At 73.4% G+C, this 17714-nt stretch carries 18 protein-coding genes; 10 read left to right on the top strand and 8 right to left on the bottom strand.

Features of this window, described 5'->3' with window-relative positions; genetic code table 11:
- Positions 1 to 191: 191 nt before the first annotated feature.
- Both ABZ318_RS09460 and ABZ318_RS09455 read right to left on the bottom strand, forming a co-directional pair.
- A complete protein-coding gene (locus ABZ318_RS09460) occupies positions 192 to 1412 on the bottom strand; it encodes an acetyl-CoA C-acetyltransferase (protein WP_356901887.1) in 1221 nt (406 codons plus the stop codon).
- A gap of 148 nt (positions 1413 to 1560) precedes the next feature.
- On the bottom strand, positions 1561 to 2556 hold the full coding sequence (locus ABZ318_RS09455; RefSeq protein ID WP_356901886.1) for an SGNH/GDSL hydrolase family protein: 996 nt from the start codon (positions 2554 to 2556) through the stop codon (positions 1561 to 1563).
- Positions 2557 to 2660: 104 nt separating this feature from the next.
- On the opposite strand from ABZ318_RS09455, the gene ABZ318_RS09450 reads away from it, so the two are divergent.
- From ABZ318_RS09450 to ABZ318_RS09440, 3 genes are all read left to right on the top strand, one after another.
- A complete protein-coding gene (locus tag ABZ318_RS09450; protein ID WP_356901885.1) occupies positions 2661 to 4049 on the top strand; it encodes a cystathionine beta-synthase in 1389 nt (462 codons plus the stop codon).
- A gap of 429 nt (positions 4050 to 4478) precedes the next feature.
- On the top strand, positions 4479 to 4940 hold the full coding sequence (locus tag ABZ318_RS09445; protein ID WP_356901884.1) for a hypothetical protein: 462 nt from the start codon (positions 4479 to 4481) through the stop codon (positions 4938 to 4940).
- 76 nt (positions 4941 to 5016) lie between these two features.
- Entirely contained in the window at positions 5017 to 5850 is an 834-nt protein-coding gene (locus ABZ318_RS09440) for a MurR/RpiR family transcriptional regulator (protein ID WP_356901883.1), read from the top strand.
- 12 nt (positions 5851 to 5862) lie between these two features.
- On the opposite strand, the gene ABZ318_RS09435 is transcribed toward ABZ318_RS09440, so the two are convergent.
- From ABZ318_RS09435 to ABZ318_RS09415, 5 genes are all read right to left on the bottom strand, one after another.
- Positions 5863 to 6234, bottom strand: coding sequence for a hypothetical protein (locus ABZ318_RS09435; protein WP_356901882.1), 372 nt, complete (start codon positions 6232 to 6234; stop codon positions 5863 to 5865).
- Between the two features lie 39 nt (positions 6235 to 6273).
- Positions 6274 to 6666, bottom strand: coding sequence for a roadblock/LC7 domain-containing protein (locus ABZ318_RS09430; RefSeq protein ID WP_356901881.1), 393 nt, complete (start codon positions 6664 to 6666; stop codon positions 6274 to 6276).
- Positions 6667 to 6707: 41 nt separating this feature from the next.
- Positions 6708 to 7472, bottom strand: a complete 765-nt coding sequence (locus ABZ318_RS09425) for a transcriptional regulator (protein WP_356901880.1) — start codon at positions 7470 to 7472, stop codon at positions 6708 to 6710.
- On the bottom strand, positions 7469 to 7861 hold the full coding sequence (locus ABZ318_RS09420; protein ID WP_356901879.1) for a hypothetical protein: 393 nt from the start codon (positions 7859 to 7861) through the stop codon (positions 7469 to 7471). Before ABZ318_RS09420 ends, ABZ318_RS09425 begins: the two co-directional genes overlap by 4 nt.
- 162 nt (positions 7862 to 8023) lie before the next feature.
- On the bottom strand, positions 8024 to 9403 hold the full coding sequence (locus ABZ318_RS09415; protein WP_356901878.1) for a diaminopimelate decarboxylase: 1380 nt from the start codon (positions 9401 to 9403) through the stop codon (positions 8024 to 8026).
- Between the two features lie 95 nt (positions 9404 to 9498).
- On the opposite strand from ABZ318_RS09415, the gene hutU reads away from it, so the two are divergent.
- From hutU to ABZ318_RS09380, 7 genes are all read left to right on the top strand, one after another.
- A complete protein-coding gene (hutU, locus tag ABZ318_RS09410; protein ID WP_356901877.1) occupies positions 9499 to 11157 on the top strand; it encodes a urocanate hydratase in 1659 nt (552 codons plus the stop codon).
- 116 nt (positions 11158 to 11273) lie between these two features.
- Positions 11274 to 12470: an allantoate amidohydrolase gene (locus tag ABZ318_RS09405; protein ID WP_356901876.1), complete on the top strand. Its 1197-nt coding sequence runs from the start codon at positions 11274 to 11276 to the stop codon at positions 12468 to 12470.
- Positions 12461 to 13801, top strand: coding sequence for a formimidoylglutamate deiminase (locus ABZ318_RS09400; RefSeq protein ID WP_356901875.1), 1341 nt, complete (start codon positions 12461 to 12463; stop codon positions 13799 to 13801). The genes ABZ318_RS09405 and ABZ318_RS09400 overlap by 10 nt, the downstream gene beginning before the upstream one ends.
- A gap of 104 nt (positions 13802 to 13905) precedes the next feature.
- Positions 13906 to 15075: an imidazolonepropionase gene (gene hutI / locus ABZ318_RS09395; RefSeq protein ID WP_356901874.1), complete on the top strand. Its 1170-nt coding sequence runs from the start codon at positions 13906 to 13908 to the stop codon at positions 15073 to 15075.
- Between the two features lie 69 nt (positions 15076 to 15144).
- The gene (locus tag ABZ318_RS09390; RefSeq protein ID WP_356901873.1) at positions 15145 to 15903 is read left to right on the top strand and encodes a hypothetical protein; all 759 of its coding nucleotides are present in this window, start codon (positions 15145 to 15147) and stop codon (positions 15901 to 15903) included.
- A 23-nt stretch (positions 15904 to 15926) separates the two neighbouring features.
- Positions 15927 to 16559, top strand: a complete 633-nt coding sequence (locus tag ABZ318_RS09385) for a LysE family translocator (protein WP_356901872.1) — start codon at positions 15927 to 15929, stop codon at positions 16557 to 16559.
- Positions 16560 to 16586: 27 nt separating this feature from the next.
- Complete coding sequence (locus tag ABZ318_RS09380; RefSeq protein ID WP_356901871.1) at positions 16587 to 17195, top strand: HD domain-containing protein; 609 nt, start codon at positions 16587 to 16589, stop codon at positions 17193 to 17195.
- Positions 17196 to 17201: 6 nt separating this feature from the next.
- On the opposite strand, the gene ABZ318_RS09375 is transcribed toward ABZ318_RS09380, so the two are convergent.
- Entirely contained in the window at positions 17202 to 17558 is a 357-nt protein-coding gene (locus ABZ318_RS09375) for a hypothetical protein (RefSeq protein ID WP_356901870.1), read from the bottom strand.
- Positions 17559 to 17714: the final 156 nt, after the last annotated feature.

Here is a 17714-nt window from a genome sequence, read left to right as displayed (position 1 = left end):
TCGGTCACGGCTCGGACGCGGTGCGGTTGACGGGCTCGGCCCGTGGAGAGCGGGGGATGAGGTCGGCCCCTGGATCAGCCCGGCCCCTGGATCAGCTCAGTCGCTCGCTTCCTTGGTCGCACTGAGCTTCGCCACCGCTGCGGGCAGGTGCCGCCCTCGTTCCTCGGGCGACCCCTACCCTCCGCTACGGCTCAGCTCAGTCGCTCGATGACCATGGCCATGCCCTGGCCGCCGCCGACGCACATGGTCTCCAGGCCGAACTGCTTGTCGTGGAACTGGAGGCTGTTGATCAGCGTGCCGGTGATCCGGGCGCCGGTCATGCCGAAGGGGTGGCCGACGGCGATGGCGCCACCGTTGACGTTCACCTTGTCCAGGTCCAGGCCCAGGTCCTGGTAGGACGGGATGACCTGGGCGGCGAAGGCCTCGTTGATCTCGGCGAGGTCGATGTCGCCGATCGTCAGGCCGGCGCGCTTGAGGGCCTGCTTCGAGGCCTCGACCGGGCCGAGGCCCATGATCTCGGGGGAGAGGCCGGAGACGCCGGTGGAGACGATCCGGGCCAGCGGGGTCAGGCCGAGCTCGCGGGCCTTGGTGTCGGACATGATCACGAGCGCGGCGGCGCCGTCGTTCAGCGGGCAGCAGTTGGCGGCGGTGACCAGGCCGTCGGGGCGGAAGACCGGCTTGAGGCCCTGCACGCCCTCCAGCGTGACGCCCGCGCGCGGGCCGTCGTCCGCGGAGACGACCGTGCCGTCCGGCAGCGTCACCGGGGTGATCTCGCGCTCCCAGAAGCCGTTCTTGATGGCCTGCTCGGCGAGGTTCTGCGACCGCACGCCGAACTCGTCCATCTCCTGGCGGCTGATGCCCTTCCAGCGGGCCAGGTTCTCCGCGGTCTGGCCCATCGCGATGTACGCGTCCGGGACGAGGCCGTCCTCGCGCGGGTCGTGCCAGGTGGAGCCCTCGGACTCCGCGACGGCCTTCGTACGGGCCTCCGCGTCGGCGAAGAGCGGGTTGTGCGTGTCGGGCAGCGAGTCCGAGTTGCCCTTCACGAAGCGGGACACCATCTCGACGCCGGCCGAGATGAAGACGTCGCCCTCGCCCGCCTTGATCGCGTGCAGCGCCATGCGGGAGGTCTGCAGCGAGGAGGAGCAGTAACGGGTGATCGTGCAGCCCGGCAGGTGGTCCATGCCCATCTGCACGGCGACGATCCGGCCCAGGTTGTTGCCCTGCTCGCCACCGGGGAGGCCGCAGCCCAGCATCAGGTCGTCGATGTCGCGCGGGTCCAGCTCCGGCACCTTCGCCAGGGCGGCCTGGACGATGGTCGCGGTGAGGTCGTCCGGCCGCAGGTCCTTGAGGGAGCCCTTGAAGGCCCGGCCGATGGGCGAACGGGCGGTCGAGACGATCACGGCTTCGGGCATCACGGCTCCATGAGGGTGCGGAGTGAGCGGACTGAAAGGGAAGTTACCCGTACGTACCGCACGGGTCACCGCTTGGACGGTGTGACGCGGACCTCTTTTCTAAGCGGGCGCTCAGTCGGGACCCCGTACGGGAGCCCCCCTGACAGGGTCACGCCTGGGCGTCCTCCGGGGAAGGCTCCGGGGGGACCGGGAGGCGGCGCCGGCGGCGGTGCTTCAGGAGCGCCCACGGAGCGCGGGCGCCCGTGACCTCCGTCCCCGCTTCCCGCACCGCCTCCGCCGCGGCCTTCGCCACCGGCAGCATGTTCTCCCGCCGCTCCGGCTCCAGCCGGTCCGCCTCCGGCCAGACGCCCAGCGCGGCGCAGAGCGTCGGCAGGACGGCCATCGCCGCCGTCGCGTACCCCTCCGCCGAGGGGTGGAAGCTGTCGATCCCGAACATCTCGCGCGGGTTCGCCGCGAACTCGGGCCCGAGGAGGTCGCCCAGGGACACCGTCCGGCCCCCCTGCTCCACGACCACGATCGTCTGCGCCGCCGCCAGCTGCCGCGAGGCCCGCCGGGCCAGCCAGCGCAGCGGCTGGTAGACGGGCTCGATCGTGCCCAGGTCCGGGCAGGTGCCGACCACCACCTCCGCGCCCGCCGTCCGCAGCCGGCGCACCGCCGAGGCGAGCAGCCGCACGGACTGCGTGGGCGGCAGGCGGTGCGTGACGTCGTTCGCGCCGATCATGATCACGCACACGTCCGGCGGCCCGAGCGGCTGTGAGAGGAGCAGCGACACCTGGCGTTCCAGGTCGTCCGAGCGCGCCCCCGAGAGCGCCACGTTCCGCAGGACCACCGGCCGCTCGGCCACGGCCGCGAGTCCGGACGCGAGGAGCGCACCCGGCGTCTGCCCCGAGCGGCGGACGCCCTGGCCCGCCGCCGTGGAATCACCCAGAAGGGCCAGCCGCAGCGGGTCCTCCGTGCCGAAGGCGCGGCCGTAGAGGCCGTCCGCCACCGGCGGCAGCGGTGCCGGGGCGCCGTAGACCGTGCGCTTGGCCAGCTGCGCCTCGGCCAGGAGGACCCCCACCGCCGCCACGCCGATCAGCCCGATGCTCCCGCCGCCGTACGCCGCACCCGCGGCGATCCGCCGCGCCACCCTCGCCCTCGACATGGGGGCCGTCACCTCCTTCAAGCCGTTCAGGGTCTAACTGCCCCGTAACCCGCTCCGACTACGCATACGCTGGCCACACCATTACGGAGACCCCGGAGATTACGGTGCAATTCCACGACTCGATGATCAGCCTCGTCGGCAACACCCCGCTGGTGAAGCTCAACAACGTCACAGCGGGCATTCAGGCGACCGTTCTGGCCAAGGTCGAGTACTTCAACCCCGGCGGCTCGGTCAAGGACCGGATCGCCCTGCGCATGATCGAGGCGGCGGAGCAGAGCGGTGAGCTCAAGCCCGGCGGCACCATCGTCGAGCCCACGTCCGGCAACACCGGCGTCGGCCTGGCGATCGTGGCCCAGCAGAAGGGCTACAAGTGCATCTTCGTCTGCCCCGACAAGGTGTCGCTCGACAAGATCAACGTGCTGCGGGCCTACGGCGCCGAGGTCGTGGTCTGCCCCACGGCCGTCGACCCCGAGCACCCCGACTCGTACTACAACGTCTCGGACCGGCTCGTCCGCGAGACGCCGGGCGCCTGGAAGCCCGACCAGTACTCGAACCCGAACAACCCGCGCTCGCACTACGAGACCACCGGTCCCGAGCTCTGGGACCAGACGGACGGGAAGATCACCCACTTCGTCGCGGGCGTCGGCACCGGCGGCACGATCTCCGGCACCGGCAACTACCTCAAGGAGGTCAGCGGCGGGAAGGTGAAGGTGATCGGCGCGGACCCGGAGGGCTCGGTCTACTCGGGCGGTTCCGGCCGTCCGTACCTGGTCGAGGGCGTCGGCGAGGACTTCTGGCCGACCGCTTACGACCGGAACGTCACGGACCGGATCGTCGCGGTGTCCGACAAGGACTCCTTCCAGATGACCCGCCGCCTCGCCAAGGAGGAGGGCCTCCTCGTCGGCGGCTCCTGCGGCATGGCCGTCGTCGCGGCCCTGGAGGTCGCCAAGGACCTCGGCCCGGACGACGTCGTCGTCGTCCTGCTGCCGGACTCGGGCCGCGGGTACATGTCGAAGATCTTCAGCGACGAGTGGATGGCCGGGCACGGCTTCCTGGAGGACACCTCCACCGCCACCGTCGCCGACGTCCTGCGCCACAAGGAGGGCGGCCTGCCGTCCCTCGTCCACATGCACCCGGACGAGACCGTCGGCCAGGCCATCGAGGTGCTGCGCGAGTACGGCGTCTCCCAGATGCCCATCGTGAAGCCCGGCGCCGGCCACCCCGACGTCATGGCGGCCGAGGTCGTCGGCTCGGTCGTCGAGCGCGAGCTCCTCGACCACCTCTTCACCAAGAAGGCCTCCCTGGAGGACCCGCTGGAGCAGCACATGAGCGCGCCGCTGCCGCAGGTCGGCTCGGGCGAGCCGGTCGCCGACCTGATGTCCGTCCTCGGCGAGTCCGCCGACGCGGCGATCGTGCTGGTCGAGGGCAAGCCGACCGGTGTGGTGAGCCGTCAGGACCTGCTGGCCTTCCTGGCCAACGGCGGCACGAAGTAGCACGTCGGCGGTTCGCACAACCGGTACGAGGGCGACACGTACCCGCAGCACCGGCTTAACACGCGTCCGGCACATTGGTGGTCGTCGGCGTCACGGACTTCCGGAGCGGCTCCCGGGCTTCTGTCGGACGCCGCGGACGCGGAGACCGGCCCTGACCCGGACCCGCGTCCCCGCGGGGACCGCCGTCGTCCCGCCCCCCGGCAACGGGGGTGCGGCGGTCCCCGCGCAATCCCGCCCCATGCGAACGGGCCCCCGCCTGCGGGGGCCCGTTCGCATGTCGGCGAGGGCCGGGAGAGGTGCCGCCGGCTCCGGCCGGTGCACCCGGTGCGTCAGCCGGGGGAGCCGCACCCCGACACCGCCGGTACCGCGGCCTGTTCACAGGCTTTCCCCCGTACACCGGACGAGCTTCCCGGGTAACCTCGGGGCCCAGTGAAAACCGAACGCAGAGGCGGAACCCCACCCTGGGCCAAGGTCCTGGCCGCGGTTCTGCTCGCTCCCGCCGTGGCGCTCGCCGCCTGTTCCGCCGTCGCCGACCTCCGCCAGGACGCCCGGGAACGGGATGCCTTCGAGGCCACCCGGGCGGACGCGGCGCGGTTCGCCGACGTCCTCGTCGCCGAGAAGGGCGTCGCCCCCTCCGTGCGGGACGTACGGGACGCCCTCGACCGCTTCGCCGGCGACGGCCCGCACCTCGGAGCGGTCACCGAGGTGCGCCGCACGGAGCACGGCACCCGGGTCCTCGTCCGGTTCTCCCGCGGTTACGAACGGACCGTGCCCGTGTTCGGACCGGCCGACGCCATGGCCACCCGCTGCTTCACCATCGACCTCCCGAAGGGCGGCCCGCCGCGGCCCCGGGTCACGGCCCACGGCCCCGGGGAGCCCTGCGGCGGCTGACACCCCTGCCGCCCGGCACCCGGTGTGCATATCCTTATGCAAGAAGTTCATGGATGAATAGGTGAAAGGGGGCGGCATGAGCGACAGCCCGGCCGGCCGGCTGCAGGCGCTCTTCGAAGGGCACCGGCTGACACCCACGCAGCGGCGGATCGCGCACTGCATGGTGCGGCGCGCCGGCGACGTGCCGTTCCTGTCCAGCGTCGAGCTCGCCGAACTCGCCGGCGTCAGCCAGCCCTCCGTCACCCGCTTCGCCGTCGCCCTCGGCTTCGACGGCTACCCGGCCCTGCGCAAGCACCTGCGGGAGAGCATGCCCGCGGCCGCCGAGGAGACCTCGGGCCTCAACGAGTACCAGCAGGCCGTCCTCGCCGAGATCGAGAACCTCCAGCACCTCGCCGGACTCCTCGCCGACCCCGCCCCCGTCGAGCGGGCCGGCCGGCTCCTCGCCGGCTCTCGCCCGCTCCCCGTGCTCGGACTGCGCGCCGCCTCCTCGCAGGCGCGGGGCTTCGCCTACTTCGCCGCCAAGGTCCACCCGGACGTCCGGCTCCTCGACGAGGGCGGCTCGATGCTCACGGACCGCGTCGACGCGGCCGTACGGGCCGGGGCCACGGCCCTGCTCTGCTTCGCGCTGCCCCGGCACCCCCGGGAGGTCGTCGAGGCCCTGGAGTACGCGCGGAAGGCCGGGCTCACGGTCGTGACCGTCGCCGAGTCGGCGTTCGCGCCCGTCGCCGCCCACAGCGACCTGCTGATCCCCGCAGCCGTCGGCACCGGACTCGCCTTCGACACCGCCTGTGCGCCGATGCTGCTCGGCCGGGTCCTCCTGGAGGCCATGGCGGACGAACTCCCCGACGCGCAGGCGCGCCTGGAGGAGTTCGACACGAAGGCGGCGACCCGGGGCCTGTTCGTCGAGTAGGCCCCGGGGCCGTCAGACCTCCAGCTCGGCCTCGATCTTCTTCAGCTGGTGGCGGGCCATCGCCAGGTTCGCGCGGCCCTTGTCGAGCGCCAGGTAGAGGAAGAGGCCGTTGGTGCCGCGCCCCTTGAGCAGCCGGATCAGGTGGTACTGGCCGCCGAGCGTGATCAGGATGTCCTCGATCTCGTCGTCGAGCCCCAGCATCTCCATCGTCCGGACCTTGGCCCGGACGACGTCGGTGTTGCCCGCCGCGGCCATGTTCAGGTCGAGCTCCTTGCCGCCGCCGATCGTGCCGAGCGCCATGCCGCTGGTGTAGTCGACGAGGGCCGCGCCGATCGCGCCTTCGATCGTGACGGCTTCCTTGAGGGAGGTCTCGGTGTTCGCCATGGTGTCGTACTTCTTCCTTCTCGGTGCTGTTCGGACGGTTCAGTTCAGGTCTTTGCGTTCCAGCGCGCCGTCGACGAGCTCCCCTATCCGGGCGCTGGACCTGCGGGCCTCCAGATGGAGCCGCCCCACGTTGATCCGGGGTTCGGCGAGCAGCGTCAGGACGGCCGAGCCGCCCGCCGCGTACGTCGCCACGTAGCCGTTCTCGCCGCGTACGAGCAGCTCGCGGAAGCGGCCCTGCCCGGTGGTGTCGGTCAGCCGCTGCCCGACGCCCAGCGCCGCCGCGGTCAGCGCGGCCACGGTCTCCGCCTCGCCGTCCACCGTCTCGTGGGCGAGGACGAGCCCGTCGGCGCTGGCCGCCAGGGCTCCGGTGAGCTGGGGCAGCCGCGCCCGCAGCCGTCTGAGCTCGCCGAGGACCTCGGCTTCTGCCGTCATGAGCTGTCTCCTCTCGGCGCGCATGCGCAGGGCACGCCTCATCACAGATGTGCCTCCAGGGCGTCACGGAGCCGGCGCAGCAGGGCGATGTCGGGATCGGGCACCGGCAGGGCCGGTAAGAGTGCCTGGGGTGGCGGTACGGGTTCGGGGGCGAGCGGGGTCTCGACGAGCCCGGCCGCGGCCAGGCGTCGCACGTCGAGGAGCGTGTGGAAGGCGGGCCGGCCGAGCAGCCGGGCCAGCTCCGCCGGGGTCCGCTCCCCGTCGGCGGCGGCGAGCAGCGCGCGCTGCCGCGCCCCCACGGTCTGGCCGGGGGAGGCGGGGCGCGGCACGACCGGGGCGGTGTCCACGGCGGGGTACGGCCAGACGGCGTCGAGGAGTTCGCGGCGGCGGACGGTCTCGCGCTCGACGGCCTCGGCGGAGACCGGCCGCACCGTCCCGAACCAGTGCCCCACCCCGTACCGGAAGCGGGTCGGTCCGCTGGTGGGGGAGAGGGCGAAGAAGGCCGCGTCGAAGACGGCGCCGAGGTGGCAGATCTCCAGCTCGCCGTCGTGCAGCCGGCCGCTGTCGACGAGGAAGCGGCCCACCGCGCGGTGCGCCCCGGCCCGGTCGACGGCCTCGTCCCAGCCCTCGCGGGGCAGTCGGCCGCCGGTGGTGAGGAGGACGTCGACGCCGGGGGCGGCGGGCGACTCGGCGTGCACGACCCGGCCGTCGACGAGGTAGAGCGTGCCGTGGTCGCGCAGCAGGGCGCCGGTGGCCTTCTCGGCGGCGAGCCGGACCAGCATCGGGGAGACGGCCGTCCTGCTCATCCGAGGACCAGTCTCTCGGCGAGGTCGCGGAGCCGGAGCCGGGCGAGGGCGAGGTTGCCGGAGTCGCGGTCGAGCCAGAGGTGGAGGAAGACGCTGCTGTCGAAGGAGGTCTCGACGAAGCGGAGGACGTGGTAGCCGGCGCGGGTGGTGACGATCAGGTCCTCGACGGGCGGGCCCGCCCCGGGGCTGCCGTCCGCCGTCGTGAAGGAGTCGAACTCCGCGGCGGAGCGGGCGAGTTCGGCGGTCTCGGCGGCCGTCGTCTCGTGGTCGCCGACCGGTGAGTCGCCCGCCGTGCCGAGGGCGAGCCCGCTGGTCCAGTCGACCAGGGAGGCGCCCCGGGCCCCCGGCAGGGCCATGGCCTCCAGGAGGCACTCGTCGATTCCGGGCACGCGGATTCCCCTCCCGATGCGGCGTGGATACGTGCGGCAGTGACGGTGACGCTACTGAACGTTCCGGCCCCGGGCAGGAGTTCTGGCATTTTCCATCGGAACATGCCGCTGTCTGTCTCGAATTGCCCCGCCGGGGCCGGGTCGTCGCACGGCTCCACGGGATCAGCCGCGCGACTCCACGACGTTCGGGATATCGGACGGCCCTTGCCCGGCGGGCTGCCGGACCAGCGCGTCCGCCCGTTCCCCGCCCGCCTCGGCGACGATCTCGTCGAGCGTCTGGGCCCTGCGCACGGTCGTGAACCCCACCGCCCCGTCGTCGTCGACCGTGAAGCCGTGGATCGCGGGCCGGGGCAGGCTGTTGTACGCGTAGTGGTGGGCGAAGTAGTACGCGCCGGTGTCCGGGACCGCCACGACGTCGCCCGGGTGCAGCAGCGGCAGCGCGCGGCCCGTGGCGAGCAGGTCCCCGGCGAAGCAGGCGGGGCCCGCCACGTCCTGGACGGTGACGTCCCCGGTGCGGGGCCGGCCCTCGGAGTCGTACGCGAGGACGCGCAGGGGCCAGGAGGCGGGGGCGTAGACCGTGCGGGTGGCCAGCTGCACGCCCGCGTGGGTGACGGCGATCGGGCGGCCGCCGGAGGTCTTCGTGTACTCCACCCGGGCGAGGACCGTGCCGTGCTTGGCGAGCAGGGAGCGCCCGAACTCGGTGACGAGCCGGTAGCGGCCGTCGAGGAGCCCGGGGACGGTGTCGGCGAGCAGCCGGGCGTACTCCGCGTACGTCGGCGTCTCCTCGTCGGAGGCGAAGTTCACCGGCAGTCCGCCGCCGATGTCGAGGGTGTCGATCTGCTGCCGGCCGGCCGCCCGGTTGATCTCCTCGGCGAGTGCGTACGCCTCCCCGACCCCCTGGGCCATGAGGGCGAACGGGATGCCCTGGGAGCCGGTGTGGGTGTGCAGCCGGGTCAGCCAGGGCCGGTCCAGGAAGGCCCGGACGACGGTCTCGCGGGCGCCCTCGTCGCGGAGCGCCACGCCGAACTTGGAGGTGGCGGTCGCGGTCGAGAGCGCGCCGATGGAGCCGGCTCCGACCTGGGGGTTCACCCGGAGGCCGAGCGGTGAGGCGGTGGGGACGGAGGCGACGAGCGCGTCGAGCCTGGCCAGCTCCTGGAGGTTGTCGGCGTTGACGGCGATCCCGAGCGCGAGGGCCTGGCGGAGCTCGGCCGGGGTCTTGGCGGGGGAGTCGAGCACGGTCCGCGCGGGCGGGACGCCGGCCGCGCGGGCGAGGGCCAGCTCGCCGGGGCTCGCGACCTCGACGCCGAGCCCCGCCTCGTGGAGCAGGCGCAGGACGGGGACGAGCGGGGCGGCCTTCACGGCGAAGGCGTGCAGGACGGGTGCGTCGGTGACGGCGGCGAAAGCGCTGGTCAGGGCGGCGGCGGAGGCGCGGATGCCGGCGGTGTCGAGGAGGGCGACGACCGGCTGCGCGGGGGAGAGGAGACCTTGGTCGACGGAGGCTCGGACGGCGAGATCACGGCGGTAGGAGGCCATGCGGCCCATCCTCGTCCATCGTCCGGCCGGGGCGCCCTGTTGACTACAACTATTCAGCGGGCCAAGATGTGAATATCTGAACGACATTCCGAGGAGGCACCCCCATGTCAGGACCCCGCCCCGTGCGAGCAGCCCGCGGTACGGAACTGAGCGCCCTGGGATGGCAGCAGGAAGCCGCCCTCCGGATGCTCCAGAACAACCTCGACCCCGAGGTCGCCGAGCACCCCGACAAGCTCGTCGTCTACGGCGGCACCGGCAAGGCCGCCCGCGACTGGCGCTCCTTCGACGCCATGGTCCGCACCCTGCGCACCCTCAAGCAGGACGAGACGATGCTCGTCCAGTCCGGCCGCCCCGTCGGCGTCATGCAGACCCACGAGTGGGCCCCCCGCGTCCTCCTCGCCAACTCCAACCTGGTCGGCGACTGGGCCAACTGGGAGGAGTTCCGCCGCCTGGAGCACCTCGGCCTCACCATGTACGGCCAGATGACCGCCGGCTCCTGGATCTACATCGGCACCCAGGGCATCCTCCAGGGCACCTACGAGACCTTCGCGGCCGTCGCCGCCAAGAAGTTCAACGGCACCCTCGCCGGCACCATCACCCTCACCGCCGGCCTCGGCGGCATGGGCGGCGCCCAGCCCCTCGCCGTCACCATGAACGACGGCGTCGCCATCTGCATCGACTGCGACCCGCGCGCCATCGAGCGCCGCATCGAGCACCGCTACCTGGACGTCAAGGCCGACAACCTCGCCCACGCCCTCCAGCTGGCCACCGAGGCGCGCGACCAGAGGAAGCCGCTCTCCATCGGCCTCCTCGGCAACGCCGCCGAGCTGCTCCCGCAGATGCTCGCCGAGGGCGCCCCCATCGACATCGTGACCGACCAGACCTCGGCCCACGACCCGCTCTCCTACCTCCCGGTCGGCGTCGCCTTCGAGGACATGGCCGACGCGGCGGCGAAGGACCCGGCCGGCTTCACCCAGCGCTCCCGCGAGTCCATGGCCAAGCACGTCGAGGCCATGGTCGGCTTCATGGACGCCGGCGCCGAGGTCTTCGACTACGGCAACTCGATCCGCGGCGAGGCCCAGCTCGCCGGCTACGACCGCGCCTTCGCCTTCCCCGGCTTCGTCCCCGCCTACATCCGCCCGCTGTTCTGCGAGGGCAAGGGCCCCTTCCGCTGGGCCGCCCTCTCCGGCGAGGCCTCGGACATCCACAAGACGGACAAGGCGATCCTCGACCTCTTCCCGGAGAACGAGTCCCTCCACCGCTGGATCAAGATGGCCGGCGAGCGCGTCCACTTCCAGGGCCTGCCCGCCCGCATCTGCTGGCTCGGCCAGGGCGAGCGCGACAAGGCGGGCTCCATGTTCAACGACATGGTCGCCGACGGCACCCTCGCCGCGCCCCTCGCGATCGGCCGCGACCACCTCGACTGCGGCTCCGTCGCCTCCCCGTACCGCGAGACCGAGGCCATGCTCGACGGCTCCGACGCCATCGCCGACTGGCCGCTGCTCAACGCCATGGTGAACGTCGCCTCCGGCGCGTCCTGGGTCTCCATCCACCACGGCGGCGGCGTCGGCATGGGCCGCTCCATCCACGCCGGCCAGGTCTCGGTCGCCGACGGCACGAAGCTCGCCGGCGAGAAGATCCGCCGCGTCCTGACGAACGACCCCGGCATGGGCGTCATCCGCCACGTCGACGCCGGCTACGACATCGCGGAGCGCGTCGCCGACGAGCGCGGCGTCCGCGTCCCGATGCGCGAGGGGGAGTAACGGTGGTTGCGGGCGATCGTCCCGCAGGGCGGGACGGGCGGGTGCAACCCGACCACCGGGGTGCACCCGCCCGCGCGCCGGAACCCGAGGCGGCCGTGGGCGCAGGCTTCCACGCCATGTGGACCAGCCTCCACGGCATCGGCCGCAACGCGGCCTCCGGCGGCTACCGCCGCTACGCCTGGACCCCCGCCGACGCCGACTGCCGCCTCTGGTTCCGCATGCAGGCCGAGGCCCGCCGGCTCGACGTCGAGACCGACCGCAACGGCAACCAGTGGGCCTGGCTCGGCGACCCGACGGCCGGCGACGCCGTCGTCACCGGCTCCCACCTGGACTCCGTCCCCGACGGCGGCGCCTTCGACGGCCCCCTCGGCGTCGTGTCCGCCTTCGCCGCACTCGACGAACTCCGCGCCCGCGGCGCCTCGTTCAAGCGGCCCCTCGCCATCGTCAACTTCGGCGACGAGGAAGGAGCCCGCTTCGGCCTCGCCTGCGTCGGCTCCCGCCTCACCGCCGGCCGGCTGACGAAGGAGCAGGCGTACGAGCTCCGCGACGCCGACGGGATCAGCCTCCCGCAGGCCATGGAGGCGGCCGGGTACGACCCCTCGGGGATCGGCCCCGACCCCGAGCGACTGGACCGCATCGGCGCCTTCGTCGAGCTCCACGTCGAGCAGGGCCGCGCCCTGGACCTGTCCGGGGACGCCGTCGGCATCGCCTCCTCCATCTGGCCGCACGGCCGCTGGCGGTACGACTTCGCCGGCGAGGCCAACCACGCCGGCACCACCCGGCTCGTCGACCGCCGCGACCCGATGCTCACCTACGCCGAGACCGTCCTCGCCGCCCGTCGCGAGGCCGAACTCGCGGGCGCCGTCGCCACCTTCGGCAAGATCGCGGTCGAGCCGAACGGCGTCAACGCCATCCCCTCGATGGTCCGCGGCTGGCTCGACGCCCGCGCCGCCGACCAGGGCTCCCTCGACAAGGTCGTCGCGGGCGTCGAGGCCGCGGCCCGGGAGTACGCCGACCGCCACGGCATCGACCTCGCCGTCGTACGGGAGTCGTTCACCCCGGTCGTGGACTTCTCGCACGCCCTGCGCGACGAGCTCTCCCGGATCCTGGGCACCTCGGGCAAGGTGCCGGTCCTCGGCACGGGCGCGGGACACGACGCGGGCATCCTGTCCGAATCGATCCCGACCGCCATGCTGTTCGTACGGAACCCCACCGGCGTCTCGCACTCCCCGGCCGAGTTCGCCGCCGAGGACGACTGCGTGGCCGGGGTCATCGCACTCGCCGACGTACTGGAGGAGCTGGCGTGCCGCTGACGACGTACTGGCTGGAACACGCCTGGCTCGACAAGGACGTCGAGCCGGGCGTGGCCCTGGAGGTGACGTCCGGGGGCCGGATCGAGACCGTACGCACAGGGGTGGAGGCGCCCCCGCCGGGCGCCGTCGTCCTGCGCGGCCTCACGATCCCGGGCCTGGCCAACGCCCACTCGCACGCCTTCCACCGGGCCCTGCGCGGCACGGTCCAGGTCGGCAGCGGGACCTTCTGGACCTGGCGCGAGGTCATGTACTCCGTCGCCCAGCGCCTCACCCCCGACAGCTACTTCGCGCTCGCCCGCGCGGTGTACGCGGAGATGGCCCTCGCCGGCATCACCTCCGTCGGCGAGTTCCACTACCTGCACCACGCGCCCGGCGGCACCCCGTACGCCGACCCCAACGCGATGGGCGAGGCGCTCGTCGCCGCCGCCGCCGAGGCGGGCATCCGCATCACCCTCCTCGACACCGCGTACCTCTCCTCCGGCTTCGGCGCCGCCCCCGAGCAGCACCAGCTCCGCTTCACCGACGGCACGGCGGAGAAGTGGGCGGAGCGGGTCTCGGCGCTGAAGGAGCGCGAGGGCGTCCGGATCGGGGCGGCGATCCACTCCGTACGGGCCGTCCCGGCCGACCAGCTGTCGACGGTGGCCCGGTGGGCGCAGGAGCGCGACGCGCCCCTCCACGTCCACCTCTCGGAGCAGACCGCCGAGAACGACGCCTGCCAGGCGGCCCACGGCATGACGCCGACCCGACTCCTGGCCGAGCACGGCGTCCTGGGCGCGCGCACGACGGGCGTCCACAACACCCACATGACGGATGCGGACATCGCCCTGATCGGGTCGACGTCCACCGGCACCTGCATGTGCCCGACCACCGAACGGGACCTCGCCGACGGCATCGGCCCGGCGGTCGCCCTCCAGCGCGCCGGCTCGCCGCTCTCCCTCGGCAGCGACAGCCACGCCGTCGTCGACCTCCTCGAAGAGGCGCGGGCCATGGAGCTGAACGAGCGCCTGCGCACCCGCACCCGGGGCCACTGGACGGCCGCCGCGCTGCTGCGCGCGGCGACGGCGGACGGCCACGCGGCCCTCGGCTGGGCCGACGCGGGCGTCCTGGAGGCCGGCGCCCTGGCCGACTTCACCACGATCACCCTGGACTCGGTCCGCACCGCCGGCCCGGTCCCGCGCCTGGCGGCGGAGACGGCGGTCTTCGCGGCGACGGCGGCGGACGTGCACCACGTGGTGGTGGGCGGCCGGACGATCGTCCACGACGGCGTCCACGTCGCCGTACCGGACGTGGGAGAGGCCCTGGCCTCGGCGATCGCCGCACTCAGAAGCTGAGCGGCCCCCGGGTTGTGGGCAATCGTTCCGCAGGGCGGAACGGGTGGGCACAACCCGGCCACCGGCCCGCACCCGAACCGCCCGCCCCCACCGGAGAGCAACGCATGACGACGACGCTGATCACGAACATCGGCAGCCTGGTCACGAACGACCCCACCCTCGGCAAAGGCCCCCTCGGCCTGATCGAGGACGCCGCCCTCGTCCTGGACGGCGAGACCGTCGCCTGGGCGGGCCCGGCGGCGCAGGCCCCCGCCGCGGACGAGGCCGTCGACGCGCAGGGCCGCGCCGTCATCCCCGGCTTCGTCGACTCCCACTCGCACCTCGTCTTCGCCGGCGACCGCACGGCCGAGTTCAACGCCCGCATGTCCGGCCAGCCGTACAAGGCGGGCGGCATCCGCACGACCGTGGCGGCGACCCGCGCCGCCACCGACGCGGAGCTCTCGGCGAACGTGGCCCGCTACATGTGGGAGGCCCTGCGCCAGGGCACCACCACCTTCGAGACCAAGTCCGGCTACGGCCTGACCGTCGAGGACGAGGCCCGCGCCCTGCGCATCGCCGCCGAGCACACCGACGAGGTCACCTACCTCGGCGCGCACATCGTGTCGCCGGACTACTCCGACGACCCGGCCGGGTACGTGAAGCTGGTGACCGGCGAGATGCTGGACGCCTGCGCCCCGTACGCCCGCTGGGTGGACGTCTTCTGCGAGAAGGGCGCCTTCGACGGCGACCAGGCCCGCGCGATCCTCAAGGCCGGCATGGCGAAGGGCCTGCAGGCGCGCGTCCACGCCAACCAGCTCTCGTACGGCCCCGGCGTGCAGCTCGCGGTCGAGCTGGACGCGGCGAGCGCCGACCACTGCACCCATCTGACGAGCGCCGACATCGACGCCCTCGCCCAGGGCAACACGGTCGCGACCCTGCTGCCCGGCGCCGAGTTCTCCACCCGCGCCGAGTGGCCGGACGCCCGCCGGCTCATCGACGTGGGCGTGACGGTCGCCCTGTCCACGGACTGCAACCCCGGCTCGTCCTTCACGTCCTCGATGCCGTTCTGCATCGCCCTCGCGGTCCGGGACATGCTGATGACGCCGGACGAGGCGGTCTGGTCCGCCACCGCCGGCGGCGCGGCGGCCCTGCGCCGCACCGACGTCGGCAGGCTGGGCGTCGGCGCCCGCGCGGACCTCGTCGTCCTCGACGCCCCGTCCCACGTCCACCTGGCCTACCGTCCGGGCGTGCCGCTGGTCGCGGAGGTCTGGCGGAAGGGCGCGCGGACGGTCTGAGTGCCCGGGCGGGGGGATTGAGTAGCCGTACTCAGGCGGGCCGGGACGGGAACGGCCGACACTCGCCCCATGAAGACAACTCCGGTACGCAAGGGCCGAGTCGGCCGCGGTACGGCACTGGCGGCCCTGTGCGCCCTCGCCCTCACGGCCTGCGGGACGGAGGGGGCGGGGAGCGGAACCCCGTCGGGGCCGGGGGCCGGGCAGGCGGCCCGTCCCACCCCGAGCCGGTCCGCGACCCCCGCCGCGAGCCGGTCCGCGACCCCCACCGCGCCGGCCACCGACCCCGCCGACGACCCCGCCCGCACGCCCGAGGAGCAGGCGGCCGAGCTGCGGTTCATGCGGCTGATGGTCACCGTCGCCCAACCGTGCATGGAGGGACTCCCGCCGGGGCCGCCGCTGGAGCCGGACGGTCCGCCGTCCACCGACGTCCCGCCCTCCGAGGACCCGGTCGAGCTCCCGACCGATGCCCCGCCGCCGCCCTCCCCGAGCCCCTGGAACTTCGAACAGGCCAGGCAGGAGGTCGAGTTGGAGAGCGGCGACAAGTGCGTGGCGCCGCTCCACGGCAAGCGCATCGCGAAGGCGCTGGAGGGCGGGACGGCCGCGACCCCGGCCGCCGTGGAGAAGGCCCTCAAGGGCATCGGCTACGACGTCCCCTACCGCGTCCACGGCCCCCGGCAGGTGAACGGAAAGGTCGAGTTCACGCTGGACCTCCGGTCCATGGGCGGCTTCCTGTGCCTCTCGGGCAGCTACGACGGCACCCGGACGAGCTTCGACCCGTACGGCGCCTCCCCGGACGTCCGCTGCCCGGACGTGAAGCGCCGCGGCTGAGGGCGGGGCCCTACGCTCGGCCCATGACCGTTTCCACCGCGCTCTGGTCCTTCGCCCTGGTCGTGGGTCTCCTGACCCTCACGCCGGGGCTCGACACCGCCCTGATCCTCCGCACGGCGGCCCTCGGGCACCGCGCGCGGGCCTGGGGCGTCGTCCTCGGCATCCAGACGGGCGTCCTGGCCTGGGGCGCGCTCACCTCCCTGGGCGTGACCGCGCTCCTCACGGCCTCCCACCTGGCGTACGAGGCGCTGCGCTGGGCGGGCGCGGCGTATCTGGTGTGGATGGGGGTCCAGATGCTGAGGAAGACGTTCGGCGGACACCCGGCGCAGGAGGCGGCCCAGGAACGGGCCGCCCCGGACACCTTCACGGCCGGCTGGCGCCAGGGCACCCTCACGAACCTGCTCAACCCGAAGGTGGGCGCCTTCTACGTGGCGGTGCTCCCGCAGTTCCTGCCGGCGGATGTGAACCACCTGGCGATGGGCCTCCTCCTCACCGCGGAGCACATCCTCCTCGGCCTCCTCTGGTCCACCGCCCTGATCGCCGGCGCCCGCCTCCTCTCCGGCTGGCTCCGCCGCCCCACGGCCCGCCGCACCCTCGACCGCCTCACGGGCACGGTCATCACGGCCTTCGGCCTCCGGCTGGCTCTCGGGGACTGAACACCCGCCGCCCCGTAGTCTGACCGGATGCGACCGTCAGACGACGAACTGTCCCGAGCGCTGCACGATCCGGCGGACCCGCCGCTCCACCCGCTCCCGCACGTCGTGGCGGACCTCCTCCGCACCCTCGACGCCCCGCCCCGCCTGGCCGCCCACCTGCGCGCGGTCCACGACGTCGCCCGGCACCTGGTCGCCTGGACGGAGGACCGCTGTCCGGGCCTGGCCGTCGACCGGGAGGCCGTCCTGTTCGGGGCGGCGACCCACGACATCGGCAAGGTCGTGCACCCGGCCGAACTCTCCGGCCCCGGCTCCCTCCACGAGGAGGCGGGGAGGGAACTCCTCGCGGCCCACGGCTTCGCCCCGGACCTGGCCCGCTTCGCGGCCACCCACGCGACGTGGACGGACTCCGGGGCGACCCTGGAGGACCTCCTGGTCAGCACGGCCGACAAGATCTGGAAGAACAAGCGGGTCCCCGAGCTGGAGGACCTGGTGGTGGCCCGGCTGACCGAGGCGACCGGCAGGTCCCGCTGGGAGGAGTTCCTCGCCCTCGACGAACTGCTCGAACGCCTCGGCGCCGCCGCGGACGAACGCCTCGCCCACCAGGCGTCGTTCACGGCCGCCCGGCCCGCGTCCTGAGCGCCGTCAGCGGAACTCGTGGACGACCTCGATCTCGCCCACGACGTGCGCGTTGAACTCGTCCAGCTCCTCCGCCGGCACCCACAGTTCGAGGATCGTCCGGCCGCCCGCCTGCTGGACCGGGTACCTGCGGAGGAACTCCGTGTCGACCTCGAAGCGGGTGACGTAGCCGACGCCGCTGTGCTTCACGTTCCAGTCGCGGGCGATCCTCACCGCGTACTCCTCGTTGAGGACCGGGTAGAAGATCGGCTGCTCCGGCAGCCGCGCCGGCCACGCGCGCCAACCCGACTCCCTCACGAGCTCCAGCTCCTCGGGGCCGGTGGGGCGCCACAGGGTCGTCGTCGGGCGGGGGCGGGCGGTCATGGCGGTTCGCTCTCTCTGCGTGGGCCGGGGACCTGCACCGTAGCGGTGGTCTCGTGGGGCGGGCACCTCGATTCCGCCGGCCCGGCCGCCGTACCCCGCAAGGGCGAAGGGCCCGTCCAGGGTCGTCAGACCGTGAACGGGCCCTTCCGCGGCCGT

Origin of the sequence: Streptomyces sp. NPDC006197 (assembly GCF_040613865.1) — a bacterium.
GTDB lineage: Bacteria > Actinomycetota > Actinomycetes > Streptomycetales > Streptomycetaceae > Streptomyces.
The sequence above is the reverse complement of the archived record's forward strand: the minus strand, read 5'-3'. Positions and strand labels throughout refer to the sequence as shown.

What these genes read in the sequence shown, in the direction of transcription:
- ABZ318_RS09390 (WP_356901873.1), top strand. Translation starts at nt 15,145, where the DNA reads ATGAAGACAACTCCGGTACGCAAGGGCCGAGTCGGCCGCGGTACGGCA.
- ABZ318_RS09440 (WP_356901883.1), top strand. Translation starts at nt 5,017, where the DNA reads ATGAGCGACAGCCCGGCCGGCCGGCTGCAGGCGCTCTTCGAAGGGCAC.
- ABZ318_RS09380 (WP_356901871.1), top strand. Translation starts at nt 16,587, where the DNA reads ATGCGACCGTCAGACGACGAACTGTCCCGAGCGCTGCACGATCCGGCG.
- ABZ318_RS09430 (WP_356901881.1), bottom strand. Translation starts at nt 6,666, where the DNA reads ATGACGGCAGAAGCCGAGGTCCTCGGCGAGCTCAGACGGCTGCGGGCG.
- ABZ318_RS09435 (WP_356901882.1), bottom strand. Translation starts at nt 6,234, where the DNA reads ATGGCGAACACCGAGACCTCCCTCAAGGAAGCCGTCACGATCGAAGGC.
- ABZ318_RS09455 (WP_356901886.1), bottom strand. Translation starts at nt 2,556, where the DNA reads ATGTCGAGGGCGAGGGTGGCGCGGCGGATCGCCGCGGGTGCGGCGTAC.
- ABZ318_RS09415 (WP_356901878.1), bottom strand. Translation starts at nt 9,403, where the DNA reads ATGGGCCGCATGGCCTCCTACCGCCGTGATCTCGCCGTCCGAGCCTCC.
- ABZ318_RS09425 (WP_356901880.1), bottom strand. Translation starts at nt 7,472, where the DNA reads ATGAGCAGGACGGCCGTCTCCCCGATGCTGGTCCGGCTCGCCGCCGAG.
- ABZ318_RS09405 (WP_356901876.1), top strand. Translation starts at nt 11,274, where the DNA reads ATGTGGACCAGCCTCCACGGCATCGGCCGCAACGCGGCCTCCGGCGGC.
- ABZ318_RS09460 (WP_356901887.1), bottom strand. Translation starts at nt 1,412, where the DNA reads ATGCCCGAAGCCGTGATCGTCTCGACCGCCCGTTCGCCCATCGGCCGG.
- ABZ318_RS09385 (WP_356901872.1), top strand. Translation starts at nt 15,927, where the DNA reads ATGACCGTTTCCACCGCGCTCTGGTCCTTCGCCCTGGTCGTGGGTCTC.
- hutU (WP_356901877.1), top strand. Translation starts at nt 9,499, where the DNA reads ATGTCAGGACCCCGCCCCGTGCGAGCAGCCCGCGGTACGGAACTGAGC.
- ABZ318_RS09375 (WP_356901870.1), bottom strand. Translation starts at nt 17,558, where the DNA reads ATGACCGCCCGCCCCCGCCCGACGACGACCCTGTGGCGCCCCACCGGC.
- hutI (WP_356901874.1), top strand. Translation starts at nt 13,906, where the DNA reads ATGACGACGACGCTGATCACGAACATCGGCAGCCTGGTCACGAACGAC.